Genomic DNA, 25,579 nt, shown 5'->3' with positions numbered 1-25,579 from the left:
CGGCGCGCCACGCAGCTCGCGCCGCCCGGCGGGTCAGCGCAGGGCGACCAGGATGGCGCCGGCGGCGATCAGCGCGACGCCCGCCCAATTCACCAGCGAGAGGCGCTCGCCAAGGAACAGCGCGCCGAACACGGCCACCATCACGACGCTGAGCTTGTCGAGCGGCGCCACCTTCGCCGCCTCGCCGATCTGCAGGGCGCGGAAATAGCAGAGCCAGGACGCGCCCGTGGCGCTGCCGGACAGCACCAGGAACAGCCAGGTCTTCGCGGAGATGGTATCGAGCGGCTGCCAGGCGCGCCCCGCCAGCACCATCAGCGTGATGATGATGAGAATCACGACGGTGCGGATGAGGGTCGCGAGGTCGCTATGGACCGCGCTGACGCCGATCTTGCCGAAGATGGCGGTGAGCGCCGCGAACACGGCCGCGCCGAGCGCCCAGAACTGCCAGCTGCCGATGAATGTCCGCACCTTTTTCCCCTTCACCGCCGCGACCGGCCCGACTGTCGCGGATCGCGCGGCTCGGACAAAGGAAAATGCTATAGCGGCGGCACGCGGGAGGTTGGACTTGCCCTTGGCGGTCTGGCGTCCGATCTGAATAGAATGCGAGATCGCGACTCGCACGCGGCATCCGCGCGTATCGCCCTGGAAGATCCATGCGCACTCCCGGCTTTGTCCATCTCCATGTCCATTCCTCCTATTCGCTGCTGGAGGGCGCGCTTTCGCTCGGCAAGCTGGCGGATCTGGCGAAGGCGGATTCCCAGCCTGCTCTGGCCCTGACCGACACCGGCAATCTTTTCGGCGCGCTGGAATTCTCCGAGAAAATGGCGGGGGCGGGCATTCAGCCCATCATGGGCTGTTCGCTGGCGGTGGATCTTCCCGAGGCGCCCGGCCCGCGTGGCGCCCTGCCGCAGAGGAAGCCGCGCCTGGTTTTGCTCGCGGCGCGCGAGACCGGCTGGCGTAATCTCATGAAGCTGGTCTCCCGGGCCTTCATGGAAACGCCGAGCGATGAGGAATCGCGCATTTCCCTCGATTGGCTGCGCGAAGCCAATGAAGGGCTGATCGCGCTGACCGGCGGCCCAAACGGCCCCATCGACCGTGCGCTCGCCGGCGGTCATCCTGATCTTGCCGCCGAGCGGCTCGACATGCTGGCGCAGATGTTCGGCGACCGCCTCTATGTGGAGCTTCAGCGCCATGGCATGGAGATCGAGCGCATCGTCGAGCCGCAATTGCTGGACCTTGCCTATGCGCGCGCCTTGCCCCTGGTCGCCGCCAACGAGCCGTTCTTTGGCTCGCACGGGGATTTTGAAGCCCATGACGCGCTGGGCTGCATCGCCGGTGGCCGTGTGGTGGCCGATGGCGCGCGTCCGCGCCTGACCCCGGACCATCGCTTCAAGACGCGCGAGGAGATGCTGACCCTGTTCGCCGACCTCCCCGAGGCGACGGCGAATACGGTGGAGATCGCCCAGCGCTGCGCCTATCGGGTGCGCACGGTGAAACCCATCCTGCCGCGCTTCACCACCGGCGGCGGCGATGGCGACCCGCTGGCGGAAGAGGCGGCGGAACTGGAGCGGCAGGCGCAGGAAGGGCTCGTGGCGCGCCTCGCCAAGCACGGCCCCGCGCCGGGGCTCGATGTCTCCGTCTATGAGGAGCGCCTCGCCTACGAATTGTCCGTCATCACCAAGATGAAGTTTCCCGGCTACTTCCTCATCGTGTCGGACTTCATCAAATGGGCGAAGGCGCACGACATCCCGGTGGGACCGGGCCGTGGTTCGGGCGCCGGCTCGCTGGTGGCCTATTCGCTCCAGATCACCGATCTCGACCCCCTGCGCTTTGGCCTGCTGTTCGAGCGCTTCCTGAACCCGGACCGCGTGTCCATGCCCGACTTCGACGTGGACTTCTGCCAGGAGCGCCGCGACGAGGTGATCAATTACGTGCAGCAGCGCTATGGGCGGGCGCAAGTGGCGCAGATCATCACCTTCGGTACGCTCCAGGCGCGCGGCGTGCTGCGCGATGTGGGCCGGGTGCTGGAAATGCCCTATGGCCAGGTGGATAAGCTCTGCAAGCTGGTGCCGCAAAACCCCGCCGCGCCGGTGACCCTGAAGCAGGCGATCCACGACGAGCCGCGCCTGCAGGCCGCCCAGGCCGAGGAAGAGGTGGTCAAGCGCGCGTTCGATATCGCCGTGCGCCTGGAAGGGCTGAACCGCCACGCCTCAACCCACGCCGCCGGCATCGTCATCGGCGACCGGCCTTTGCATGAACTGGTGCCGCTCTATCGCGACCCCAAGTCCGACATGCCGGTCACCCAGTACAATATGAAATGGGTGGAGCAGGCGGGGCTTGTGAAGTTCGACTTCCTCGGCCTGAAGACGCTGACCACCATCGAGAAGGCCGTGAAGCTGGTGCATCAGCGCGGCATCGACCTCGATATCTCGAAGATCCCGCTCGACGATCCCAAGACCTACGCCATGCTGGCGCGGGGCGAGACGGTGGGCGTGTTCCAGGTGGAAAGCGCGGGCATGCGCCGCGCGCTGGTGGACATGAAGGCCGACCGGGTGGAAGACCTGATCGCCCTCGTGGCGCTCTATCGCCCCGGCCCCATGGCCAATATCCCGGTCTATTGCGACTGCAAGCACGGGCGCGCGGAGCCGGACTATATCCACCCCAAGCTCGAGCCCTATCTGAAGGAAACCTTCGGGGTCATCATCTACCAGGAACAGGTGATGCAGATCGCGCAGGCGCTGTCGGGCTATTCGCTCGGCGAAGCGGACCTGCTGCGGCGCGCCATGGGCAAGAAGATCCGCGCCGAGATGGAAAAGCAGCGCGAGCGCTTCGTCTCCGGCGCCAGCGAGCGCGGCGTCCCGAAGGCGCAGGCCGACACCATCTTCGACCTGCTGGCCAAGTTCGCCGATTACGGCTTCAACAAATCCCACGCGGCGGCTTACGCGCTGGTCGCCTACCAGACCGCATGGCTGAAGGCGAACTATCCCACCGAATTCCTCGCCGCCTCCATGACGCTGGACATGGGCAATACCGACAAGCTCGCGGAATTCCGCCAGGAGGCGCAGCGGCTCGGCATCGAGGTGGTGCCGCCCAACATCAATCTCTCCACCCGCGAGTTCGCCGTGGTGGATGGCAAGATCATCTATGCCATGGCGGCGATCAAGGGCGTGGGCGGGCATGCCGTGGAGGCGCTGGTGGCGGCGCGGGGCGAGCGTCCATTCAAGAGCCTCTCCGATTTCGCGGATCGCCTGCCGGCCAAGCTGGTCAACAAGCGCACGCTGGAAAGCCTGGTGGCGGCGGGCTGCTTCGACGTGCTGGAGAAGAATCGGGCGCGCGTCTTCGCCGCCCTCGATTCCATCGCCGCCCATGCCGCGCGCGAGGAGCAGGGGCGGGCGCTGGGCCAGAACGACATGTTCGGTTCGGGTCCCGTGAAGGCCGAACTGCCCTTGCCGGATGCCGCGCCCTGGGAGCCGGCGGAGCGGCTGCAGCGCGAGTATGATTCCATCGGCTTCTTCCTCACGGGCCATCCCCTGGACGATTATTCCGAATCGCTGCGCAAGCTCCGAGTGCAGCCGTTCAATGATTTCGCTCGCGGCGTGCGCGCGGGGGCGGTCGCCGGGCGGCTTGCGGCGACGGTGGTGTCCAAGCAGGAACGGCGCACCAAGTCCGGCACGCGCATGGGCATCGTTGGGCTGTCCGATCCCTCGGGACATTTCGAGGCGGTGATCTTCTCGGAAGGGCTCGCCCATTATCGCGACCTGCTGGAGCCCGGCACGCCGCTGCTGATGATGGTGAACGCGGAGCTTCAGGGCGAGGACGTGCGGGTGCGCATCCAGACGTGCGAGCGACTCGACGCGGCCACTGCCCGCCACCACAAGAGCCTGCGGATCTTTGTGAAATCCGTCGATCCCCTGGAGGGAATCGCCAAGCGCCTGTCGGGCGGCAAGGGCGATGGCGAGGTGAGCCTCGTGCTGATGATGGACCAGGGCAAAGCGGAGGTGGAGATCCGCCTCGACGGCCGATATCCGGTTTCGCCGCAGATCGCCGGGGCGCTGAAGGCGATCCCGGGTGTGGTCGCGGTGGAAGCGGCCTGAGCCGCGGCCCCAGGCCATGGCCTACCGGCTGCCGCCGCTCAACGCGCTGCGCCTGTTCGAAGCGGCGGGGCGCCATCTCTCCTTCAAGCTGGCGGCGGAGGAGCTCAACCTCACCCCGAGCGCGGTGAGCCATGGCATCCAGGGCCTGGAGGATTGGCTCGGCGTGCCGCTGTTCGCGCGCGGGCACAGGCAATTGGTGCTCACGCCCGCGGGCGTGGCCTACCTGCCGCGCGTGCGGGATATTCTCGGGCAGATCGCCTCGGCGACGGAAGCGGTCCCCGGTCGACGCCCCGCCGACCGGCTGAAGGTGAGCGTGGCGCCGACGTTCGGCATGCGCTGGCTCATCCCCCATCTCGGGCGCTTCCAGACGCGCCATCCCGGCATCCAGGTCAGCATCGATACCGCCCATCGCAGCGTGGAGTTTCCGCGCGATGGCGTGGACGTGGCGATCCGCATGGGGGAGGGCGGGTGGCCGGATGTCGCGGCCGACCTCCTGGTGCGCGAGCACCTTGTGCCCGTGTGCGCGCCGGCCTTGGCGGCCACGCTGCGGGAGGCGTCGGACCTTGCCGGCCAAACGCTGCTCCATGTGACCGAGGTTTCGGAGGATTGGGACGCCTGGGCCGCCATGCGCGGCATCGGCGGCATCGATTTTTCCCGCGGCCTGCAGTTCGACAGCATCCATCTGGCGCTGGAAGCGGCGGCGCAGGGCCTGGGCGTGGCAATGGGGCGGCTGACGCTCGTCGCGGACGATCTTGCGGCCGGGCGGCTGGTGCCGGTGCTCGGGCCGCCGATGGCGGCGCGCACCGGCTATTGGCTGCTCGCCGACCGCGCCTCGCTGCATCGGAGCGAGGTTGCGGCCTTCCGCGCCTGGCTGCGGGAGGAACTTGCCGCCCCGCAGCCAAGCGCACCGCTTCAGCGGCCCATGTAGCGCGGCTGGCGCCGCTCGATCCAGGCGTCGAGCCCCTCGCGCAGGTCGTGGGTCGGCACCATGCGGGCGAATTGCTCGCTTTCCACCTGCAGGCCTTCGCCGATCGACTGGTTGATGCCCCGCGTGACCGCCGTGAGAATGCTGCTCACCGCGACCGGAGAGTGCCGCATGATGCGGTGGGCGAGGGCCCGGGCCGAGGGGATCAATTCGGCATGGGGCACCACCTTATTGACGAGCCCGAGATCCAGGGCATGGGCCGGGGAGAAGCTGTCGCCGGTCAGCAGCAGTTCCAGTGCCCGCTTGCGGCCGGCAAGCCGTGGCAGGCGCTGCGTGCCGCCGAAGGTGGGCGGCATGGCAAGCTTGATCTCGGGCTTGGCGAACAGCGCATTTTCGCTCGCGACGGCAAGCGGCGCCGCTTCGGTGATTTCGCAGCCGCCGCCGAACGCGATGCCGTTCACCGCCGCGATGATCGGCTTGGGAAAGGCCTCGATGCGCGAGGTCAGGGTCTGGCCGCGGCGTACGAAATCGCGGGTCGCGCCGAGCGGGCCGAGGCGCACGCTGCGGGAGAATTGATGGATGTCGCCGCCGGCGGAAAACGCCTTCTCCCCGGCACCGGTGAGAATCACCGCCTTCACATTGTCGTCGGTCTCCAGCGTGTCGAGGAAAGCGAGCAGCGCATCGGCCAGCGCATAGTCGATGGCGTTCAGTTTTTCCGGGCGGTTGAGGGTGAGGGTGGCGATCCCTTCGCTGATGTCGCAAAGGACCGGGTGCAGGGTGGACATGGGCGGCTCCATCGGGGCTGGCATTGAATGTGCCCCAAAGCTGGCCGCCACGGCCCGGCTTGGGCAAACGCGAAAAATCCACGCGCGAATGAGAAAATCTCACCTAAACGGCGCAATGCCCTGGGGAGGAGAGGGCTAAAAGCGGCGGTGCCCTTGCCCTTTTGCCCCCCTTCGCCTATAAGCCGCGCCATTCCGCACGCGGACAGTCGGCCAATTGGCCAATCCGGTGCCTTCGTCCCTGACGGGCCGAGGGTACGTCCGCGGAGGCTCAACCGGAGAGTAAAAGTGGCAATTCCTGATTATTCCATGCGTCAGCTTTTGGAAGCTGGCGTGCATTTCGGTCACCAGTCCCACCGCTGGAACCCCAAGATGGCGCCGTATATCTTCGGCGTCCGCAACAACATCCACATCATCGACCTGTCGCAGACCGTGCCGGCGCTCCATCGCGCCCTCCAGGCCGTGTCCGACACGGTGGCCAATGGCGGCCGCGTGCTGTTCGTCGGCACCAAGCGCCAGGCCGCGGACCAGGTGGCTGACGCCGCCCGCCGCTCCGCGCAGTATTTCGTGAATTCCCGTTGGCTGGGCGGCATGCTCACCAATTGGAAGACGATTTCCAATTCCATCGCCCGGCTCAAGAAGCTGGAAGAGATGCTGGCCGGCCCCGAGGCGGGCTCCGGCTACACCAAGAAGGAGCGCCTGACGCTCTCCCGTGAAAAGGAGAAGCTGGAACGCGCCCTCGGTGGCATCCGCGACATGGGCGGCCTGCCCGACCTGCTGTTCGTGATCGACACGAACAAGGAAGACATCGCCGTGAAGGAGGCCCAGCGCCTCGGCATCCCGGTGGCGGCCATCCTCGACACCAATTGCGATCCCGACGGCATCGCCTTCCCGGTTCCCGGCAATGACGACGCCGGCCGCGCGATCCAGCTCTATTGCGATCTGGTCGCCCGCGCCGCCATCGACGGCATTTCCCGCGGCGCTGGCGATTTCGGCGATGTGGGCGCGGCTGAAGAGCCCCTGATCGAGGACCTGCCCGCCGAGCTGAGCGTGTGGTCCACCTTCGAGCCCCTGTCCGGTCCGCGCGGCGTCGCCGACGATCTGAAGAAGCTGACGGGTGTGAGCCCGGAGATCGAGCAGAAGCTCAACGATCTCGGCATCTTCCACTTCACCCAGATCGCCGGCCTGGATGCCCAGGACGCGCACCACATTGGTGAAGAAGTGGGCCTGCCGGGCCGCGTTGACGGCTGGATCGCCCAGGCGAAGGAGTTCTCCGCCGAAGTGGAGTGATCCCTTCTCCGGAGGTCATTTGAGTGAAGGGGCGATAAGCGCCCCGGCGGCCGGCTTGGGCACCCCCTTGCCGGCCGTGGCATGAGAAAAAGAGGAAGCTGAGCATGGCCGCGATCACTGCAGCTCTCGTGAAGGAACTGCGCGACAAGACTGGCGCCGGCATGATGGACTGCAAGGCCGCTCTCACGGAGACCGCCGGCGACGTCGAGGCTGCCATCGACTGGCTGCGCAAGAAGGGTCTCGCGAAGGCCGCCAAGAAGGCCGGCCGCGTGGCCGCCGAAGGCCTCGTTTCGGTGGAATCCTCGGGCCATTATGCGGTCGCGCTGGAAGTGAACGCCGAGACCGACTTCGTCGCCCGCAACGCCGATTTCCAGGCGTTCGTGCGCGAAGCCGCGAAAATCGCGCTCAACACCGACGGCTCTTTGGAAGCCCTCGCCGCCGCCCATTTCCCGGGTGAGAGCGTGACGGTGGCCGAGAAGCTCGCGACCCTGATCGCCACCATCGGCGAGAACATGACGCTGCGCCGCGTCGCCAAGCTCCAGGTCGAGCATGGCGTGATCGCGTCTTATGTGCACGGCACGGTGTCCGAGGGCCTCGGCCGCATCGGCGTGCTGGTTGCGCTCGAGTCCAAGGGCGATGTGGACAAGCTCTCCACCCTCGGCCGCCAGATTGCGATGCATGTCGCGGCGCTGAGCCCGCTGGCGCTCGATGCCTCGGGCATCGACGAGAGCGTGGTCGCCCGCGAGAAGGCGATCCTGCTGGAGAAGCACCAGGGCAAGCCCGCCAACGTGCAGGACAAGATCGCCGAAAGCGGCATGAAGACCTTCTTCAAGGAAGTCACGCTGCTGGAGCAGCCGTTCGTGCATGACGGCTCCAAGTCCGTGGCGCAGGTGCTGAAGGAAGCCGAAGGCAGCGTCGGCGCCCCGGTGAAGCTGACGGCCTTCGTGCGCTATGCGCTCGGCGAAGGCATCGAGAAGGAAGAGAGCGACTTCGCAGCCGAAGTCGCCGCCGCTGCGGGACAGTCCTGAGCAGGTCGGGGGAGGGCGCCATGTCCGACCTTCCCTATCCTCGCGTCCTCATCAAGGTCTCCGGCGAGGCCTTGATGGGACCGGAGCCGTTCGGGCTCCATCCCCCGACCGTGACGCGGATCGCCCGCGATCTCGTGGCCGTGCGTGCGCTCGGCTGCGAGGTTGCCGTGGTTGTGGGCGGCGGCAATATCCTGCGCGGTGCCCGCGTGGCCGGCGAGGACCTCAACCGGTCCACCGCCGACCATATGGGCATGCTTGCCACGGTGATGAACTGCCTTGCCCTTGAGCAAGCGGTGGAGGCCGCCGGCGAACCGGCGCGCACCATGTCCGCCATTCCCATGCCCACCGTCTGCGAGCCTTATGCCCGCCAGCCGGCCATGCGGCATCTGCGACGGGGCCGGATCGTGCTGCTGGCGGGCGGTACGGGCAATCCGTATTTCACCACCGACACCGGCGCGGTGCTGCGTGCGGCGGAGCTGAGCTGCGATGCCGTCCTCAAGGCAACGAATGTGGATGGCGTGTACACCGCCGATCCCAAGCTCGATCCGAACGCCCGGCGCTATGACCGTCTCACCCATGACCAGGCCCTGGCCTACGATCTGAAGGTGATGGATGCCGCTGCGTTCGCCCTTGCCCGCGAAGCTGCCTTGCCGATAATCGTCTTTTCTATTCGCGAGCCGGGTGCCATCGTGGCGGCCGCCAAGGGCGAGGGCCACGTCACCGTGGTTGCGCCCTGACGGCATGAGGCGGCGCTCTCGGCGCCTCGTGCTCCTCCGGTCCGCATCGCGCGAGCGCCGGCGGGGCGGCGCTCTCGCCGGTGCGCGGCGCTTGGCGAGGGCCGCGTTTCCCGGGTATCCCGCGGTACAGAGACCTTGGCCTTCGGCCGTGTCGTCAGGCGGGGAAGGACAGAACCGGCATCTCGCGCCGGGAAAATGAAGAACAGGAATTTGCCATGAGCACCGACGCATTCGACCTTGCCGATCTCAAGCGCCGCATGCAGGGCGCTGTGGGCGTGCTGAAGCAGGAACTCGGCGGCCTGCGGACCGGCCGGGCGTCGGCCAGCCTCCTGGAGCCGATCCAGGTGGACGCCTACGGCACCCACATGCCCATCAGCCAGGTGGCGACGGTCTCGGTGCCCGAGCCGCGCATGCTGTCGGTCCAGGTCTGGGATCGTTCCATGGTCAGCGCGGTGGAAAAGGCGATCCGCGACAGCAATCTCGGCCTCAACCCCTCCACCGAAGGCCAGGTGATGCGCATCCGCATTCCCGAGCTGAACCAGGAGCGGCGCCAGGAAATGGTGAAGGTCGCCCACAAATATGCCGAGGCGGCGCGCGTCTCCGTGCGCCATGTGCGGCGCGACGGCATGGACCTGCTCAAGAAGCTCGAGAAGGACAGCGAGATCAGCGCCGACGATCTCGAGCGTTTCTCCACCCAGGTGCAGAAGGCGACCGACGAGGTGATTTCCGAAGTGGACCAGACCCTCGCCCACAAGGAAAAGGAAATCCTCTCGGTCTGAGGAGCATGGCATGAAGGGGGAAGGGGCCATGTCGGTGCGCAACGGCGCCTCAGCGACGCCAGCCACGGGTGACGCATGCATCCCGGTGCATGTGGGTGTCATCATGGACGGCAACGGGCGCTGGGCGACGGCCCGAAACCTTCCCCGATTTGAAGGCCACCGGCGCGGGCTCGAGGCTTTGCGCCGGTGCGTGCGCGCGGCGCGCGAGATCGGCATCCGCTTTCTCACCATCTACAGCTTCTCCAGCGAGAACTGGTCGCGCCCGGCGAGCGAGGTCTCCGACCTCATGGGCCTGCTGAAGCGGTTCGTGCGTCACGATCTCGCCGAGCTGCACAGCGCCAATGTGCGCGTGCGCATCATCGGCGAGCGGGCTGAGCTTGCCCGCGACATCTGCCAGCTGCTGGACGAGGCGGAGGCCCTGACCAAGGACAATACCGGCCTCACCCTGGTGGTTGCGTTCAATTATGGCGGGCGGCAGGAGATCGCCGCCGCCGCCGCGCGGCTCGCGGCCGATGCGGTGGCCGGCAAGATTCGGCCCGAGGAGATCAGCGCTGACATGATCTCTGCGCGCCTCGACACCGCCGGCATTCCCGATCCGGATCTGATCGTGCGGACCAGCGGCGAGCAGCGGCTCTCCAATTTCCTGCTGTGGCAGGGCGCCTATTCGGAACTCGTGTTCCTGCCCATCTATTGGCCCGAGTTCGACCACGCCGCGCTGGTTGGCGCCATCGAGGAATATGCCCGGCGTGACCGTCGGTTCGGCGGCATCGCCGCCCGCGCCGGCAGCGTGCGCACGTGATCGGCGGAAAAGACCTCCGCCAGCGCACCTTATCCGCGGCCATCCTGGCGCCGCTCGTCTTGGCGATTACCTGGTTCGGCGGCTGGCCCTTCGCGCTCATGTGGGCGCTCGCTGGCATCACCATCGTCTATGAATGCGGCACCGTGGCACGGGTGCTGCCGCGCATGCTGCCCATCGCCATGGGAGCCGCGGCCGTGCTCGCGGCGAGCGCGACGCTCGCCGCCACCGGGTCCGGCGCGGGGGCGGCGGCGATCTGCCTGGGGGGCGCGGTGGTCGCGATCCTGGCTGCGCGCGGCCGCCTTTGGGCGGGAGGCGGGGTTTTATGCGGGGCGGTGGCCAGCCTGCCCATCGTGGCGCTGCGCGGTAGCGACCAATTGGGCCTCGTCGCGGTGCTCTTCCTCTATGCGGTGGTGTGGAGCACGGACATCGGCGCCTATTTCACCGGACGCACCCTCGGCGGCCCCAAGCTGTGGCCCCGCCTCTCGCCCAACAAGACATGGTCGGGCGCGATCGGCGGCGCCGTCTGCGGCATGGCGGCGGGAATCGCCCTGCTGGTTTCGGCCGGATTGGTCTTCACGCCCATGTGGGCGCTCCTCGGCATCCTGTTGAGTGCCGTGGCGCAATCCGGCGACCTAGCCGAATCGGCCTTCAAGCGGGCGTTCGGCGTGAAGGATGCCGGAAGCCTCATTCCCGGGCACGGCGGCGTGCTGGACCGGTTGGACGGATTTCTCGCCGCGGTGCTGCTGGCCGGCCTGATCGGCTTTGCTCGCAACGACCTGGTCCCAGCGGCGGGTCTGCTTTTGTGGTAGGTCTTTCGCTATGACCGTCATTTCGATCCTTGGCGTCACCGGCTCGGTGGGCCGCAGCACCGTGAAGGTTTTGAGCGAAGCTCCCGGCCGCTATCGCGTGGAAGCGGTGGCCGGCGGGCGCGATCCTCAGGCCCTGGCGCGGCTTGCGTGCGACCTCGGGGCGCGTTTCGCAGCCATCGCCGATCCGGCCGGGGGCGCGGAACTGTCGGCTCTGCTCGCCGGCACCGGCATCGAAAGCGGGGCAGGGCCTTCCGCCGTCATCGAAGCGGCGCAGCGCGAGGCGAATCTCGTGGTGGCCGCCATTTCCGGTGTCGCGGGCCTTGCGCCCACCGTCGCGGCCTTCGGGCAGGGGCGGCGGCTCGCGGTGGCCAACAAGGAATGCCTCGTGGCCGCGGGCGCATTCTTCATCGCCGAAGCCGCGCGCACCGGCACCACGCTGCTGCCGATGGATTCCGAGCATAACGCCATCTATCAGGCGCTCGGCGCCGGGCCGCGCGCGGATGTGGAGCGTGTGACCATCACCGCCTCGGGCGGGCCGTTCCGCACCGCCCCGCGCGAGCAGATTGCCCGCGCCCGCGCCGCCGACGCGCTGAAGCATCCCAATTGGTCGATGGGCGCCAAGATCACCATCGATTCCGCCACCCTGATGAACAAGGGGCTGGAGCTGATCGAGGCGCACCATCTGTTCGGCATCCCGGCCAGCCAGCTGGAGGCGGTGGTGCATCCCGAATCGGTGGTGCATGGCCTCGTCTCGTTCCGCGATGGATCGGTGGTCGCGGGGCTTGCCGTGCCCGATATGTGCGTCCCCATCGCCCATTGCCTCGGCTTTCCGGACCGGCTGGACACCTCCTGTCGCCGGCTCGATCTCACCAAGGTGGGCCGGCTGACGTTCGAGGCCCCGGATCTGGAGCGATTCCCGGCCTTGCGTCTGGCGATGGCGGCCATGGAAGCCGGCGGCACGGCCCCGACCATCCTCAACGGTGCGAACGAGATCGCCGTCGCTGCTTTCCTGGAAGGGCGTATCGGGATGTTCGGCATCGCGGCGGTGGTCGAGGAAACCTTGGCGGCGCTTCCCGCCGGCGCCCCTCCGGCGTCCCTGGCGGAGGCCCTGGCGCTGGACGCGCAGGCCCGGCGCGTCGCGGTGTCGCTGCTGCCTAAATATGCCGCGGCGGCAGTCGCCTGAGTTCGAGTCGCGGACGATAATCGCATTCGCGCTTGCCTAAGTTTGCCGCAAAGGCATCCTAAGGCTCTGCGCTGGGGGTCTCGGCCTCATCTCTTATGGATCGCGAAGGGCGCACCGCGCGGCCTTTGCCCAACATTCGGTGCCATCGGTTGCGCGGCGCTTCGCCATGCGCCGGCGCGGCGCACGCGAGGAAACGGACGATGGAAGTGTTTTCGAGTCTGGGCGCCTGGGGCACCTCGCTCCTCGGTTATGTGGTGCCTTTCCTTTTCGTGCTGACCCTGGTGGTGTTTTTTCACGAGCTTGGTCATTTCTGGGTGGCACGCCGCGCCGGCGTGCGGGTTTTGACCTTCTCCCTGGGCTTCGGCCCGGAGATCGCCGGCTTCAATGACCGCCACGGCACGCGCTGGCGCCTCGCCGCCGTCCCGCTGGGCGGATACGTGCGATTCTTCGGCGACGAAGACGCCGCCAGCACGCCGAACACCGAAAAGCTGCGGCAGATGACGCCGCAGGAGCGCAAGGAAAGCTTTTTCTACGCGCCGCTGGCGTGGCGCGCCGCCATCGTCGCGGCGGGGCCGATCGCCAATTTCATCCTGGCCGTGGTCATTTTTTCCATGGTGTTCATGGTGTTCGGCCGCCAGGTGACGGCGCCGCGCGTGGACCAGGTCGCGGCCGGCAGCGCCGCCGAGCAGGCCGGGTTTGTCCCCGGCGACCTTGTCCTCAGCATCGACGGCACGCCGGTGGAGAGCTTCGCCGACATGCAGCGCATCGTCGGCTCCAATGCCGGCGAAGCGCTGAGCTTCAAGGTGGAGCGCGGCAATGCCGAGCTTTCGCTGACCGCCACGCCGCAATTGCGGGAAGTGAAGGATGCGTTCGGCAATTCCCACAAGATGGGTCTGCTGGGCATTTCCCGCTCGCTTGCCGCGGCGGACGTGACGACTCGCCGCTACGGCCCGGCCGAAGCCATCACCATGGGCGCCCAGGAGACCTGGTTCGTGGTCGCGCGCACGTTCGACTATCTGGGCGGCCTCATCGCGGGGCGGGAATCGGCCGATCAGCTGGGCGGCCCGATCCGCATCGCCCAGGTGTCCGGGCAGGTAGCCACCTACGGAATCGGTGCCCTCCTGTCGCTCGCGGCGGTGCTTTCGGTGTCGATTGGACTTCTTAACCTCTTTCCGATCCCGCTGTTGGACGGGGGGCATCTGCTGTTCTACGCTGTGGAAGCGGTGCGCGGGCGGCCGCTCAGTGCGCGCACGCAGGACATCGGTTTTCGCATCGGCCTCGCCATTGTGTTGATGCTGATGGTTTTTGCCACATGGAACGATGTGCTGCATCTGGCCACCATGTGACGAAGAGGGCAGTCGTGGCGCAGCGGCCACGGTTGGCGGAAAAGCGGAAGCCGCTGGTGGGACAGGCGTTTGCAGTGCGGGGAAAAGCCTGTACAAGCGCCTCGACGGTGAGAATCCGAGCGCCCCGGCGCCCGGGTTTGAGAACAACGAATTCAAGGTTGCGCGCCATATGACTTCTCGGGTCCGAGTCATCGTGAAACTGGCCGCCGTCCTCGGCATCGCGCTCAGCGCCGCGATGGCGACGACCGCCGGTTCCATCCTCATCGCCGGTCCCGCGGCCGCTCAATCCGCTTCGAACATCGTGGTTGAAGGCAATCGCCGCGTCGACGCGGCGACGATCCGGTCTTATTTCGCGGTGAAGCCCGGCGAGTCGCTGTCGCCCGCCAAGATCAATGAAGGCCTCGCGGCCCTCTATGCGACCGGCCTGTTTTCGGACGTGAACATCTCCCAGCAAGGTGGTCGGCTGGTGGTGCGCGTCTCGGAAAACGAGGTGATCAATCGCATCGCGTTCGAGGGCAACAAGAAGCTCAAGGACGACGCGCTGCTGGCGGAAATCCAGTCCAAGCCGCGCGGCACCTTGTCCAAGGCCGTGGTGCAGGCGGATACCCAGCGCATCATCGAGGTTTATCGCCGTTCGGGCCGGACCGACGTGAAGGTCAATCCCGTCACCATCGATCGCGGCAATGGGCGTGTCGATCTGGTGTTCGAGATCACCGAAGGCGAGAAGGTCGGCGTCAAGGACATCAAGTTCGTCGGCAACAAGGCGTTCTCGGACTATAAGCTGAAGGACGTGATCACCACGACGACCACCAACTGGCTGTCGTTCCTCAAGTCCACGGACGTCTATGATCCGGACCGCGTGAATGCGGACCAGGAGCTGCTGCGCCGCTGGTACCTGAAGAATGGCTATGCCGACTTCCGCATCGTCTCCGCCACGGCTGAACTGATCCCCGCCACCAGCGGCTCGCCCGCCGGCTATGTGATCACCTTCACCCTGGACGAGGGTGCGCAGTATCGCTTCGGCAAGGTGGATGTGGTCTCCAACATCCGCGATGTGCCCGCCGCCAGCCTGCGCAGCGCGCTGCGCATGAGCGAGGGTCAGGTCTATAACGCCGAGCTGGTCGAGAAGTCGGTCGAGAACGTCACGATCGAAGTGTCGAAGAACGGCTATGCGTTCGCCCAGGTGCGGCCGCGCGGTGATCGCGACTTCGAAAACAAGCGCATCAACGTGCTGTTCGTGGTCGAAGAGGGACCGCGGGTTTACGTCGAGCGCATCGAAATCCGCGGCAACACCCGTACCCGCGACTGGGTTATCCGCCGCGAATTCGATATCGGCGAAGGCGATGCCTATAACCGCGTGATGGTCGATCGCGCCGAGCGCCGCCTGCGCAACCTCGGCTACTTCAAGACCGTCAAGATTACCAATGAGCCCGGCTCGGCCCCCGACCGCATCATCCTGGTGGTGGACGTGGAGGATCAGCCCACGGGTGAGTTCTCGGTGTCGGGCGGTTATTCGACCTCGGACGGCTTCATTGCCGAAGTCTCCTTGGGCGAAAAGAACTTCCTCGGCCGTGGTCAGTACGTGAAGATCTCCGGCTCCTTCGGCCAGAACGCTCAGGGCGCGGAATTCTCCTTCACCGAACCCTACTTCCTCGGATATCGGCTCTCCGCTGGCATTGACTTCTACTGGAAGGAAACCAGCGCCACGAGCTACACCTCGTACAACACCAACACGCTGGGTGGCGGCTTCCGCTTCGGCCTGCCGATCACGGACGAAATCACCCTGGCGCTGCGCTACAACCTCTATCAGCGCGAGATCAACCTCGATTGCGCGGCCTGGGGCGACCCCTTCCTGACCTGCGCCGGCACGGCCTCCTGGGCGATCATCGAGGCGGTGGCACAAGGTGCGACGATCACGTCGGCGGCGGGCTACACGCTCTCCTTCAACGGGCTCGACAGCAACATCAACCCGACCTCCGGTCTCTATGCGGAACTGAAGCAGGACTTTGCCGGCCTCGGCGGCGACGTGAACTTCATCCGCACCTCGGCTGACGTGCGCTATTACTACCCGCTGATCAGCGACTGGGTGCTGTTGCTGCACGGCCAGGCCGGCCATGTGAATGCATGGGGCGACCAGGATCTGCGGATCATGGACAACTTCTTCATGGGCCCGAACCTGGTTCGCGGCTTCGCCCCGAACGGCATCGGCCCGCGCGACATGGCCTCCCTGTCGCAGGACTCCCTGGGTGGTACGTCCTACTGGGGCATCTCGGCCGAAGTGCAGTTCCCGCTGGCCTTCCTGCCCAAGGACATCGGCCTGAAGGCCGCGGTGTTCGCGGATGCCGGCTCGCTGTTCGACTATCAGGGCCAGACCACCTTCGTGGGTGCCCCCGCGCCGTATACTTGCCCGGCGGGTGCCCAGAACGCGACAGGCAATGTCTGCGTGTTCGACGACAACGGCATCCGGTCTTCGGTGGGCGCGAGCTTGATCTGGCAGTCGCCCTTCGGCCCGCTGCGCTTCGACTATGCCTGGGTGCTGAGCCAGCAGGCCTACGACAAGGACCAGGCGTTCCGCTTCTCCGGCGGCACCAAGTTCTAATCCTGTCCTCTTATGCGGGCGTCGGCGGTCGTTCCGTCTGACGCCCGCAGCGTATCTAAAATATGAGCGATCCTCTCTTCTTTCCCCTGCCGTCACCGCTAACCCTCGCGGAGGTTGCGGCACTGAGCGGAGCGCGCGCCCTCGTCGCAGACCTTCCGGAAGGTCCTGTCGTTCGTGGGGTCTCCACCCTCGCCGATGCCGGCCCCGGCGATCTCGCCTTCTTCGATTCGCCGCGCTATCGCAGCGAGTTCGAGGCAACCCGCGCGAGCGTCTGCATCACCACCGAGAAACTGGCCGAAGGCGCGCCCGCCGGCCTGATCGTTCTGGTGTCGCCCCGTCCCGCGCTTGCCTTCGTCAATGTCACCCGCACCCTGTTCGGAACCGCGCTGCGGCCGCAACCGGTGTTCGGCCATAAGGGCATCGCGCCGGGGGCGTTTATCCATCCCACCGCCCGGCTCGAGGACGACGTGACGGTCGATCCCGGCGCTGTAATTGGGCCGGACGTGGAGATCGGCGCCCAATCGGTGATCTGCGCCAACGCCGTCATCGGCGCCGGCGTGCGGATCGGCCGGGAAACCTCCATCGGCGCCGGCACGACCCTGATTCACGCGCTCGTGGGCAATCGCGTGATCCTGCACAGCGGGGTCCGTATCGGCCAGGACGGCTTCGGCTACCAGCCGAGCCCGCGCGGCCATCTCAAGGTGCCGCAGATTGGCCGTGTCGTGATCCAAGACGATGTGGAGATCGGCGCCGGCACCACCATCGACCGCGGCGCCTTGCGCGACACCGTGATCGGCGAAGGCACCAAGATCGATAATCTCGTGCAGATCGCGCATAATGTGGTGATCGGCCGCCATTGCGTGATCGTCTCGCAGACCGGCATTTCCGGCAGCACCACGCTGGGCGATTTCGTCATGCTGGGCGGGCAGGTGGGCGTCATCGGCCACGTCCGCATCGGGGATGCGGCGCAGATCGCGGCCTCCTCCAATGTGAAGGACGACGTGCCGCCGGGCGTGCGCTGGGGCGGGTCGCCCGCAAAACCCGTGCGCGAATGGTTCCGGGAATTGACCGCGCTGAAGAAATTGGGGCAAGCAAGCGCCCGTCGCAGCGATGAAGGGGGGGACAAATGAGCGAAGCCAGCAGCAGCCCCGAGGCGCTCTCGGCCGATGCCGCAAACGCCGAATGCAAGGTGCTTGCGAGCGCCGACCTTCAAAAGATCCTGCAATGCCTGCCGCACCGTTATCCGTTCCTGCTGGTGGACCGGGTGGAGCGCATCGACAGCGACAATTCCTGCGTCGGCGTGAAGAACGTCACGGTCAACGAGCCACATTTCCAGGGCCATTTCCCCGGCAATCCGGTCATGCCCGGGGTTCTCATCATCGAGGGCATGGCGCAGACGGCGGGCGTGATCTGCATTCTCTCCAAGCCCGAGCGGCCGGCTGACCAGCCGCCGCCTTTGGTCTATTTCATGACCATCGACGAGGCCAAGTTCCGCCGTCCCGTGGTGCCGGGAGACGTGCTCGAATATCACATGACCAAGATCTCGCGTCGTCGCAACATGTGGTGGTATCGCGGCGAGGCGAAAGTGGGCGGCGAGCTTGTCGCCGAGGCGCGCCTTGGCGCGATGATTACCGGATTCTGATGTGCCCTTGATCGACCCTCTCGCGCGTGTTTCCGACGGCGCCATTCTCGCCGATGATGTCCATATCGGACCGTTCTGTACGGTCGGCCCGGATGTCACTCTTCATGCCGGGGTGCGGCTGATCTCCCATGTGAACGTGCAGGGGCAGACCACCATCGGCGCGCGCACCGAGGTCTATCCCTTCGCCTCGCTCGGCACGCCGCCACAGTCGGTGCACTACAAGGGCGAGCGCACCGCGCTGACCATCGGCATGGATTGCGTCATCCGCGAGCATGTCACGGCCAATATCGGCACCGCCGGCGGGCGCGGCGTGACCCGCATCGGCGATGGCTGCATGCTGATGACCGCCGCCCATGTGGGGCATGATTGCGACGTCGGAAATCATGTGATCTTCGCCAATAACGCCACCCTCGGCGGGCATGTGGATGTCGGCGACCACGTGTTTCTCGGCGGCCTGTGCGCGGTGCATCAATACACCCGCATCGGGGCGCAGGTGATGGTCAGCGGCATCACCGGCGTGCGTGAGGACGTGATTCCTTACGCCTATGTGCTCGGCCAGGCCGGGCGCCTGGTGGGCCTCAACACCATCGGCATGAAGCGGCGCGGGTTCACGCGGGCGGACCTGCACGCCGCGCGCGCCGCCTATCGCGACCTGTTCTTCGGAACGGGCGTTTTTGCCGATCGTCTCGCGCGCCTGCGCGAGCAGACCGAAAGCTCGCAATTCGCGCGCGAGATCGTGGAATTTATCGATGCGGGCAAGAACCGCTCGCTCTGCCAGCCCGCGCGCGGCGTCGTACACGAGGAATGACCCGGTGACCCCCGCGCCGGCACAGCAAGGGCTTCCGGCGCAGGGACTTGGCCCGGCCGACGGCGGACAGGGCCGGGGAGCCACGGCCCGTGCACCGGAGGGGCCGCTGGCCATCGTCGCCGGCGGCGGCGCTTTCCCGGCCGCGGTTGCCGAAGCGGTGCGGGCGCAGGGGCGGGATGTTCTGCTGCTCCTGATGAAGGGCTTCGCCGATCCCGCGCTGGAGCGCTATCCCCACCATTGGTTTCGCCTCGGCTCGCTCGGCAGCGTCTCCGCCGTGGCGCGGGCGCGCGGTGTGCGCGATGTGGTGATGGTGGGAACGCTCACGCGCCCGCGCCTCTCCGATCTGGGGCTCGATTGGACCACCATCCGCCTGCTGCCGCGCATCGCCCGGCTGCTGCGCGGCGGCGACAACCATCTGCTGTCGGGCGTGCTTGGTCTTGTGGCCGAGCAGGGCTTTCACCTCATCGGCGCGCACGAGGCGGTGCCGGGGCTGCTGCTGCCCGAGGGCGTGCTGGGCCACGTGCAGCCCAGCGCCGAGCAGCAAGCGGATATCACGCTCGGCCTTTCGGTGGTGCGCACGCTCGGCCCGTTCGACGTGGGGCAGGGCGTGATCGTGGTGAACGGCTTCGTCGCCGCCGTGGAAGCTGCGGAAGGAACGGATGCCGTGCTCGCGCGCTATGAAGCCTTGCGCACCAGCGGACGTCTGCGCTTTCCCATGCGCGCCGGCGTCCTCGTGAAGGCGCCCAAGCCGGATCAGGACCGGCGCGTGGACCTGCCCTCGTTGGGCCCGGCGACCGTCACCTGCGCCGCAAGGGCGGGCCTCGCCGGCATCGCCTTCGAGGCCGGGGGGGTCATCGTGCCAGATCCTCAGGAATTGGTGCGGGCCGCAGATGCTGCGGGCCTGTTCGTGCTCGGCGTGGCGCCGCGGGGGCCGGCGTGAGCACCGGGCTGCCGGCCCGTCCGTTGCGCGTGTTCATCCTGGCGGGCGAGGAATCCGGCGACATGCTCGGCGGCGCGATCATGGCCGGGCTGCGCCAGCTCGCGCCGGAGGGCGTGGTGTTCTCGGGCGTCGGCGGGGTGCGCATGCAGCAGGCCGGGCTGACCAGCCTGTTTGCCATGGACGATCTCACGGCGATCGGCTTCGGCCAGGTGATCGGCAAGCTGCCGACGATTCTCAAGCGTCTGCGCGAAACGGTCGACGCCATCTGCGCGGCGCCCCCGGACGTGCTGGTGCTGGTGGATGCGCCGGACTTTACCCATCGCGTGGCGGCGCGCGTGCGGCGGCGCAACCGGCAGATTCCCATTGTGAAATATGTCTCGCCCACGGTGTGGGCGTGGCGGCCGGGGCGCGCGAAGGCCATGCGGCCGTCCTTCGACCATCTGATGGCTTTGCTGCCGTTCGAGCCGGACGTGCATCTGCGCCTGGGTGGGCCGCCGACCACATATGTGGGCCATCCCTTGCTGGAGCGGCTTGCTGAATTGCGCGCGAGCCCGGCGCAGCAGGTGCGCCCCGCGCACGAGCCGCCGCTGGTGCTGGTGCTGCCGGGCAGCCGGCGCAGCGAGGTGGAACGGCTGGGTGCCGTGTTCGGGCAGGCGCTCGGGCATCTTGCAAGTCAGCGCCCGCTGGATGTGGTGCTGCCGACGCTCCCGCGCCTCCTGCCCATGGTCGAGGCCATCGCCGCCGATTGGCCGGTGCGCCCGCGCATCGTGACCGACGCGGAGGAGAAATACGCGGCCTTTCGCATGGCGCGGGCGGCGCTCGCGGCTTCGGGAACCGTGACGCTGGAACTGGCGCTGGCCGGTGTCCCGACGGTCGCGGCTTATAAAGTGGCGCAATGGGAGGCTGTGATCGCGCCTTACATCCTCAAGCTGCCGAGCGTTATCCTGCCCAATCTCATTCTCGGAGAGAATGTGGTGCCGGAATTCCTTCAGCACGATTGCACGCCGGAGCGGCTCTCGCGGGCGCTGAACCGGCTGCTGAACGACGGTGCGGACCGGGATCGGCAGATCGAGGCGTTCGCGCGGCTTGACGATATATTCGGAACCGAGGATGAAGCCCCGAGCCTGCGCGCCGCGCGGGTGGTGCTCGCCACCGCTGCAGCTCCGCGCTGACGCGCTTTTCGGACAAGACCGTTTCTGTGAGCGCGATTTTGTGAGCGCGCGCTTCGTCGCCGTTCCCGCCAAAGCGTGTCCGGCTCGTGGCGTCCTGCCTCTTCGGTCTTGAAACAAAAAACGCGGCCTTTCGGCCGCGTTTCGATGGGATCAAAGCACCGGAGGAAGCCGGCGCCGAGAGTCACGAGGCCTATTTGCGCTTGGCCATCGGCACATAATCGCGGCGCTCGGCGCCGGTGTAGAGCTGGCGGGGGCGGCCGATGCGCTGGCCCGGATCCTCGATCATTTCCTTCCACTGGCCGATCCAGCCGACCGTGCGGGCGACCGCGAACAGCACCGTGAACATGGTGGTGGGGAAGCCCATCGCCTTCAGGGTGATGCCGGAATAGAAATCGATGTTCGGATAGAGCTTCTTCTCGATGAAATATTCATCGTGCAGCGCCACGCGCTCCAACTCCACGGCCACGTCCAGCAGCGGATCGTCCTTGATGCCGAGTTCGGCGAGAACCTCGTGGCAGGTCTGCTGCATGATCTTCGCGCGCGGGTCGTAATTCTTATAGACCCGGTGGCCGAAGCCCATGAGGCGGAACGGATCGTTCTTGTCCTTGGCGCGGTTCACGAACTCAGGAATGCGCTCGGGACGGCCGATTTCCGTGAGCATCTTGAGCGCGGCTTCGTTCGCGCCGCCGTGGGCGGGTCCCCACAGGCAGGCGATGCCGGCGGCGATACAGGCGAACGGGTTGGCGCCCGAGGAGCCGGCGAGACGCACGGTGGAGGTGGAGGCGTTCTGCTCGTGGTCAGCATGGAGGATGAAGATCCGATCCATGGCGCGGGCGAGCGTCGGGCTCACCTTATAGTCCTCGCACGGCACGGCGAAGCACATGTTCAGGAAGTTGGAGGTGTAGTCCAGGGAGTTCTGGGGATACACGAACGGCTGGCCGATGGAGTATTTATAGGCCATGGCAGCGAGGGTCGGGATCTTCGCGATCATGCGGATCGACGCGATCAGGCGCTGCTGCGGGTCCGAGATGTCGGTCGAGTCGTGATAGAAGGCGGAGAGCGCGCCGACCGAGGCCACCATGATGGCCATGGGGTGGGCGTCGCGGCGGAAGCCCTGGAAGAACCGGGTCATCTGCTCGTGAACCATCGTGTGACGGGTCACGGAATAATCGAAATCCGCTTTCTGGGCGGCGGTGGGCAGTTCGCCATAGAGCAGGAGATAGCAGGTCTCCAGGAAGTCGCCGCCCTCGGCGATCTGCTCGATGGGATAGCCGCGATAGAGCAGGACGCCCTCGTCGCCGTCGATATAGGTGATCTTGCTCTCGCACGACGCCGTGGAGGTAAAGCCGGGATCGTAGGTGAACATCCCGGTCTGGCCATACAGCTTGGAGATGTCGACGACCGAGGGGCCGATGGTTCCGCCGTTGATCGGCAGGTCCCAGCTCTTCTCACCCACTGTCAGCTTGGCGGCTGAACCTGCGGTTTTGGTGGTGGCGTCCATAAAGTCTCCCATCTGTAAGCGGGGAAATGGTACCACCTTCGCGGATGCGAAGGGTCTGGCGCGCAGTCGTAAACCCTCCCCAATTTTGCCGCAAGCGTGACCATGCCCGCATTGGACGCAACACGCGGTGAAGTGGCTCGAAACCCCTTGCCGTGCCTGGATTCCATTGTGCCCGTGGCGGCCGATTTTTCACATCCGATCTGCGAATGATCTGCCGCGACGCGGGAAAAATGGCGGTATCAATGGTTCAAACGGGGCGGGCAGGGCACAAACGAAAACGCCCGGCGCAGGGCCGGGCGTTCGGTCGAAACGGGTTCTAAGGGCTCAGTCGGCCACTGCCCGCGGCCGCGTCGCCGGCAGGCGGCGTGCGACGGTCGCGATGCGGGTCCGCATGGCGCGCCAGGTGGCGAAATCATTCAGCCGCGAGGCTTCGCCGAGGCCGATGAGGGCGGCCGCGACGAACGGAAGGCTCTGGACCACCAAGGCGAGGGCGTAAAGATCGACTTCGCGCACCACATGCCAATTGGTCATGTGCAAGGTCACGCCCGAGCCCAAGAGCAAGCCGCCGACCACGGCTTCCGGCAGGGCCGGGAAGGAGCGCGCGGCGCCCGAGAGCCAGCCACCGCCCTTGGCCGTGCGGGCGAAGGCGAGGTCCTTGTATCTGAAGCCGTCGAACACCGCCTTGGCGACCGTGAACTGCACGGCCATCGCCGCAATCGCCGCGCCCAGCATGCGCAAGGGCGTGGTGGCGACGCGCATGCGGTACATGGCGATGAAGTGCAGCACATAGACCACGAAGGTGGCGATGATCGGCAGGGTGAGGATGTGCGCCGGAACGGCGATGCCGAAGGCGAACACGAACGGCACGAATGCCAGAGAAAGGATCGCCGCGAGGGCTCCGACCGATTCCGCCCCGAGCCACGCCACCCAGCCGAGCAGGAAGTGGCGGCGCTGCGCCGTGGTCAGGCGCGAGCGCGCCGGCAGGAACCGTGACCAGTGCTTACGGATGATCTGGAAGCCGCCGTAGGCCCAGCGGTGACGCTGCTTCTTGAACGCCTCGAACGTGTCGGGCAGCAGGCCCCAGCCGTAGCGGGTGCGGGTGTAATGCGTCTTCCAGCCGTTCTCGGCGATGGTGAGGCCGAGGTCGGTATCCTCGCAGATGGTGTCGGACGACCAGGAGCCGGCCTCCATCATGGCCGCGCGCCGCACCAGGCACATGGTGCCGTGCACGACGATGGCATCGTCCTCATTGCGCTGGACCATGCCGATATCGAAGAAGCCGGCATATTCCGCGTTCATGGCTTCATGCATCGGGCTGAGATGCCCGTCGCGGTGATCCTGCGGCGCCTGCACGAGACCCACGGTGGGATCCTCGAACACAGGCACCAGATCCTTCAGCCAATTGGGCGCCACCACATAGTCGGCGTCGATCACGCCGATGATCTCGGCGTCGGGAGCGGTGTGCTCCAGGGCGATGCGCAGGGCGCCGGCCTTGAAACCGCTGATCTTCTCGAGGTTCAGGAATTTGAAGCGCTCGCCGAGCGTCGCGCAATGGGCGCGGATCGGCTCCACCATCGCCGGGTCGGGCGTGTTGTTGAGCGCGACCACGCATTCGAGGTTCGGATAATCGAGCCGCGCCACCGCATCCAGGGTCTGCTTGAGCATCTCCGGGGGTTCGCGATAGGCGGGAATGTGGATCGACACCTTCGGGTAGCGCGAGAGCGTGGCGGCCGGCCGGGCCTCGATCAGGCGCGACGGGGCAGGGCCGAACGCGACGGCCGCAAGCTCCTCGATGCGGTAGAGCAGCACGATCACGAGCGGCACCAGCAGCACCACGGAGAGCAGCAGCGTCACGTAATTGCCGCCGGTCACATAGTGCGTGGCCCAGTGGTTGAAGACCAAGGCGACCCAGGCGCCGACGCCGTTGGCGGCAGCCGCGAGGACGGCGCCCTGCGAGACCGTCACGGTTTGCGAGGCGCGCAGCATGGGCAGCGAGAACACCAGCCCGAGCAACAAGGCGAGAATCGCCGTCTGGTTGAACGTGTTGGGAACGATCGGGCCGGTGAGCGGGAATTTCAGATGCCGGTTGGCGTCGAACACACCCCAATACTGTCCCACCGAACCTTCGAAGCTCTTCCAAGGTGCGTCAAAGGCCTCGATGATATTGTATTCGATGCCCATGGCCTCGGCGCGCGCCGTGAAGGTGCGGATGACGTTCGCTTGGGCCAACTCGCCCGGCACAGCCCCGTCGCGGTTGAAGCCCGCGCTCGGCCAGCCGAACTCGGCGATGACGATGCGCTTGCCGGGATAGGCGGCGCGCAGGCGATTGTAGATGTCGATGGAACGGTCCACGACCTGCTCGGCGCTGACGCCTTCCCAATAGGGAAGAATGTGCGCGGCGATATAATCGACTGCGGACACCAACTCGGGATGGTCGAGCCAGACATTCCAGATCTCACCCGTGGTCACGGGCGTGTTGGTTTCCCGCTTCACCTTGCGGATCAGCTCGGCCATCTCGGCGGCGCTCTTTTCACCGCGGAAGATGGTCTCGTTGCCGATCACCAGGCCTTCGACGTTGGGATTGCGCTTCGTCAGATCGACCGCCGCGCGGATTTCCTTGGCGTTGCGGGTCTCGTCCTTGTCGATCCAGGCGCCGACTGTCACCTTCAGCCCGCGTTCCGCGGCGATGGCCGGGATCAGCTCGAGGCCCATGGTGGAGGAATAGGTGCGGATGGCCCGTGTGTAGTCGGCCACCGCATTCACATCGGAGCGAATCTGCTCCGCCGTCACCGGCGGACCCTTGTCGGGGTGGCGGACGTCTCGGCTATAGGGCGCGAAGGACAGGCTCGAAAAGCGCTCCGTGACGCCCGGAGCGTGAACTTCCGGACGCACGGAATACCAGATCGCGGCGTGAAATCCGATCACAACCGTGATGATGGCTGCAGCAGCAGCAAGGCCGGGACGCATTGGCGGAGACCCACTCGAAAGGGAAATCGAACCGTTAACGCAGGCTTAAGATATCGGTTCCTGACCTTAAGCTACGGAGCACCCTTTCGACCTGCCCCTAGGTCGGCAGTGCCTTTTACGCGGCACTGCACCGAGACACTAAACCTCTCAAATCAAGAGGTAAATGGGAAGTATGGCG

20 protein-coding genes are annotated in these 25,579 nt (G+C 66.5%); 16 read left to right on the top strand and 4 right to left on the bottom strand.

From position 1 onward, the window contains the following. Nucleotides 1-33: 33 nt before the first annotated feature. Nucleotides 34-468, bottom strand: coding sequence for an EamA family transporter (locus V5F68_RS11780; protein WP_394014919.1), 435 nt, complete (start codon nucleotides 466-468; stop codon nucleotides 34-36). A gap of 185 nt (nucleotides 469-653) precedes the next feature. On the opposite strand from V5F68_RS11780, the gene dnaE reads away from it, so the two are divergent. After that, entirely contained in the window at nucleotides 654-4,094 is a 3,441-nt protein-coding gene (gene dnaE / locus V5F68_RS11775) for a DNA polymerase III subunit alpha (protein WP_394014918.1), read from the top strand. A 16-nt stretch (nucleotides 4,095-4,110) separates the two neighbouring features. Next, nucleotides 4,111-5,022, top strand: coding sequence for a transcriptional regulator GcvA (gene gcvA / locus V5F68_RS11770; protein ID WP_394014917.1), 912 nt, complete (start codon nucleotides 4,111-4,113; stop codon nucleotides 5,020-5,022). Here the strand turns inward: gcvA and V5F68_RS11765 are convergent. Beyond that, a complete protein-coding gene (locus V5F68_RS11765) occupies nucleotides 5,007-5,804 on the bottom strand; it encodes a crotonase/enoyl-CoA hydratase family protein (protein ID WP_394014916.1) in 798 nt (265 codons plus the stop codon). The two genes, gcvA and V5F68_RS11765, sit on opposite strands and share 16 nt — an antisense overlap. 285 nt (nucleotides 5,805-6,089) lie before the next feature. On the opposite strand from V5F68_RS11765, the gene V5F68_RS11760 reads away from it, so the two are divergent. The 14 genes from V5F68_RS11760 (at nucleotide 6,090) to lpxB (ending at nucleotide 20,933) form a co-directional block, all read left to right on the top strand. Next, on the top strand, nucleotides 6,090-7,091 hold the full coding sequence (locus tag V5F68_RS11760) for a 30S ribosomal protein S2 (protein WP_394014915.1): 1,002 nt from the start codon (nucleotides 6,090-6,092) through the stop codon (nucleotides 7,089-7,091). 104 nt (nucleotides 7,092-7,195) lie between these two features. Next, nucleotides 7,196-8,119 carry a translation elongation factor Ts gene (gene tsf, locus V5F68_RS11755; protein ID WP_394014914.1) on the top strand — a complete coding sequence of 308 codons (924 nt, stop codon included), beginning with the start codon at nucleotides 7,196-7,198 and terminating at the stop codon, nucleotides 8,117-8,119. A gap of 20 nt (nucleotides 8,120-8,139) precedes the next feature. After that, nucleotides 8,140-8,856 carry a UMP kinase gene (pyrH, locus tag V5F68_RS11750; RefSeq protein ID WP_348844942.1) on the top strand — a complete coding sequence of 239 codons (717 nt, stop codon included), beginning with the start codon at nucleotides 8,140-8,142 and terminating at the stop codon, nucleotides 8,854-8,856. 215 nt (nucleotides 8,857-9,071) lie between these two features. Then, nucleotides 9,072-9,635, top strand: coding sequence for a ribosome recycling factor (gene frr / locus V5F68_RS11745; RefSeq protein WP_394014913.1), 564 nt, complete (start codon nucleotides 9,072-9,074; stop codon nucleotides 9,633-9,635). A 34-nt stretch (nucleotides 9,636-9,669) separates the two neighbouring features. After that, entirely contained in the window at nucleotides 9,670-10,434 is a 765-nt protein-coding gene (locus V5F68_RS11740; protein WP_394015171.1) for an isoprenyl transferase, read from the top strand. Beyond that, nucleotides 10,431-11,243, top strand: coding sequence for a phosphatidate cytidylyltransferase (locus V5F68_RS11735; RefSeq protein WP_394014912.1), 813 nt, complete (start codon nucleotides 10,431-10,433; stop codon nucleotides 11,241-11,243). The genes V5F68_RS11740 and V5F68_RS11735 overlap by 4 nt, the downstream gene beginning before the upstream one ends. A 10-nt stretch (nucleotides 11,244-11,253) precedes the next feature. Next, nucleotides 11,254-12,426, top strand: a complete 1,173-nt coding sequence (gene dxr, locus V5F68_RS11730) for a 1-deoxy-D-xylulose-5-phosphate reductoisomerase (RefSeq protein ID WP_394014911.1) — start codon at nucleotides 11,254-11,256, stop codon at nucleotides 12,424-12,426. 200 nt (nucleotides 12,427-12,626) lie between these two features. Next, nucleotides 12,627-13,772 (top strand): RIP metalloprotease RseP, encoded by a 1,146-nt coding sequence (rseP, locus tag V5F68_RS11725; RefSeq protein ID WP_394014910.1) that lies wholly within the window; start codon nucleotides 12,627-12,629, stop codon nucleotides 13,770-13,772. 169 nt (nucleotides 13,773-13,941) lie between these two features. Next, nucleotides 13,942-16,371 carry an outer membrane protein assembly factor BamA gene (gene bamA, locus V5F68_RS11720; protein ID WP_394014909.1) on the top strand — a complete coding sequence of 810 codons (2,430 nt, stop codon included), beginning with the start codon at nucleotides 13,942-13,944 and terminating at the stop codon, nucleotides 16,369-16,371. A gap of 62 nt (nucleotides 16,372-16,433) precedes the next feature. After that, nucleotides 16,434-17,501: a UDP-3-O-(3-hydroxymyristoyl)glucosamine N-acyltransferase gene (lpxD, locus tag V5F68_RS11715; protein WP_394014908.1), complete on the top strand. Its 1,068-nt coding sequence runs from the start codon at nucleotides 16,434-16,436 to the stop codon at nucleotides 17,499-17,501. Beyond that, nucleotides 17,498-18,013, top strand: a complete 516-nt coding sequence (gene fabZ / locus V5F68_RS11710) for a 3-hydroxyacyl-ACP dehydratase FabZ (protein ID WP_394014907.1) — start codon at nucleotides 17,498-17,500, stop codon at nucleotides 18,011-18,013. Before lpxD ends, fabZ begins: the two co-directional genes overlap by 4 nt. A 1-nt stretch (nucleotide 18,014) precedes the next feature. Continuing rightward, nucleotides 18,015-18,821, top strand: coding sequence for an acyl-ACP--UDP-N-acetylglucosamine O-acyltransferase (lpxA, locus tag V5F68_RS11705; RefSeq protein ID WP_394014906.1), 807 nt, complete (start codon nucleotides 18,015-18,017; stop codon nucleotides 18,819-18,821). Between the two features lie 4 nt (nucleotides 18,822-18,825). After that, a complete protein-coding gene (locus V5F68_RS11700; RefSeq protein WP_394014905.1) occupies nucleotides 18,826-19,761 on the top strand; it encodes an LpxI family protein in 936 nt (311 codons plus the stop codon). Next, a complete protein-coding gene (gene lpxB, locus V5F68_RS11695) occupies nucleotides 19,758-20,933 on the top strand; it encodes a lipid-A-disaccharide synthase (RefSeq protein ID WP_394014904.1) in 1,176 nt (391 codons plus the stop codon). The genes V5F68_RS11700 and lpxB overlap by 4 nt, the downstream gene beginning before the upstream one ends. A gap of 190 nt (nucleotides 20,934-21,123) precedes the next feature. Here the strand turns inward: lpxB and gltA are convergent, their stop codons facing one another. Together gltA and V5F68_RS11685 are read right to left on the bottom strand one after the other, a co-directional pair. After that, nucleotides 21,124-22,434 carry a citrate synthase gene (gene gltA / locus V5F68_RS11690; RefSeq protein ID WP_348844953.1) on the bottom strand — a complete coding sequence of 437 codons (1,311 nt, stop codon included), beginning with the start codon at nucleotides 22,432-22,434 and terminating at the stop codon, nucleotides 21,124-21,126. A gap of 324 nt (nucleotides 22,435-22,758) precedes the next feature. Continuing rightward, on the bottom strand, nucleotides 22,759-25,401 hold the full coding sequence (locus V5F68_RS11685) for a glycosyltransferase (protein WP_394014903.1): 2,643 nt from the start codon (nucleotides 25,399-25,401) through the stop codon (nucleotides 22,759-22,761). Nucleotides 25,402-25,579: the final 178 nt, after the last annotated feature.

Source organism: Roseixanthobacter pseudopolyaromaticivorans (assembly GCF_043195145.2).
Classification (GTDB): domain Bacteria; phylum Pseudomonadota; class Alphaproteobacteria; order Rhizobiales; family Xanthobacteraceae; genus NCEH01.
This window is presented reverse-complemented; position numbering and strand designations above follow the sequence as displayed.

Coding starts and splice junctions, on each gene's coding strand:
- bamA (WP_394014909.1), top strand. CDS start 13,942: ATGACTTCTCGGGTCCGAGTCATCGTGAAACTGGCCGCCGTCCTCGGC.
- dxr (WP_394014911.1), top strand. CDS start 11,254: ATGACCGTCATTTCGATCCTTGGCGTCACCGGCTCGGTGGGCCGCAGC.
- V5F68_RS11685 (WP_394014903.1), bottom strand. CDS start 25,401: ATGCGTCCCGGCCTTGCTGCTGCTGCAGCCATCATCACGGTTGTGATC.
- rseP (WP_394014910.1), top strand. CDS start 12,627: ATGGAAGTGTTTTCGAGTCTGGGCGCCTGGGGCACCTCGCTCCTCGGT.
- dnaE (WP_394014918.1), top strand. CDS start 654: ATGCGCACTCCCGGCTTTGTCCATCTCCATGTCCATTCCTCCTATTCG.
- tsf (WP_394014914.1), top strand. CDS start 7,196: ATGGCCGCGATCACTGCAGCTCTCGTGAAGGAACTGCGCGACAAGACT.
- fabZ (WP_394014907.1), top strand. CDS start 17,498: ATGAGCGAAGCCAGCAGCAGCCCCGAGGCGCTCTCGGCCGATGCCGCA.
- gltA (WP_348844953.1), bottom strand. CDS start 22,434: ATGGACGCCACCACCAAAACCGCAGGTTCAGCCGCCAAGCTGACAGTG.
- frr (WP_394014913.1), top strand. CDS start 9,072: ATGAGCACCGACGCATTCGACCTTGCCGATCTCAAGCGCCGCATGCAG.
- lpxD (WP_394014908.1), top strand. CDS start 16,434: ATGAGCGATCCTCTCTTCTTTCCCCTGCCGTCACCGCTAACCCTCGCG.
- gcvA (WP_394014917.1), top strand. CDS start 4,111: ATGGCCTACCGGCTGCCGCCGCTCAACGCGCTGCGCCTGTTCGAAGCG.
- V5F68_RS11765 (WP_394014916.1), bottom strand. CDS start 5,804: ATGTCCACCCTGCACCCGGTCCTTTGCGACATCAGCGAAGGGATCGCC.
- pyrH (WP_348844942.1), top strand. CDS start 8,140: ATGTCCGACCTTCCCTATCCTCGCGTCCTCATCAAGGTCTCCGGCGAG.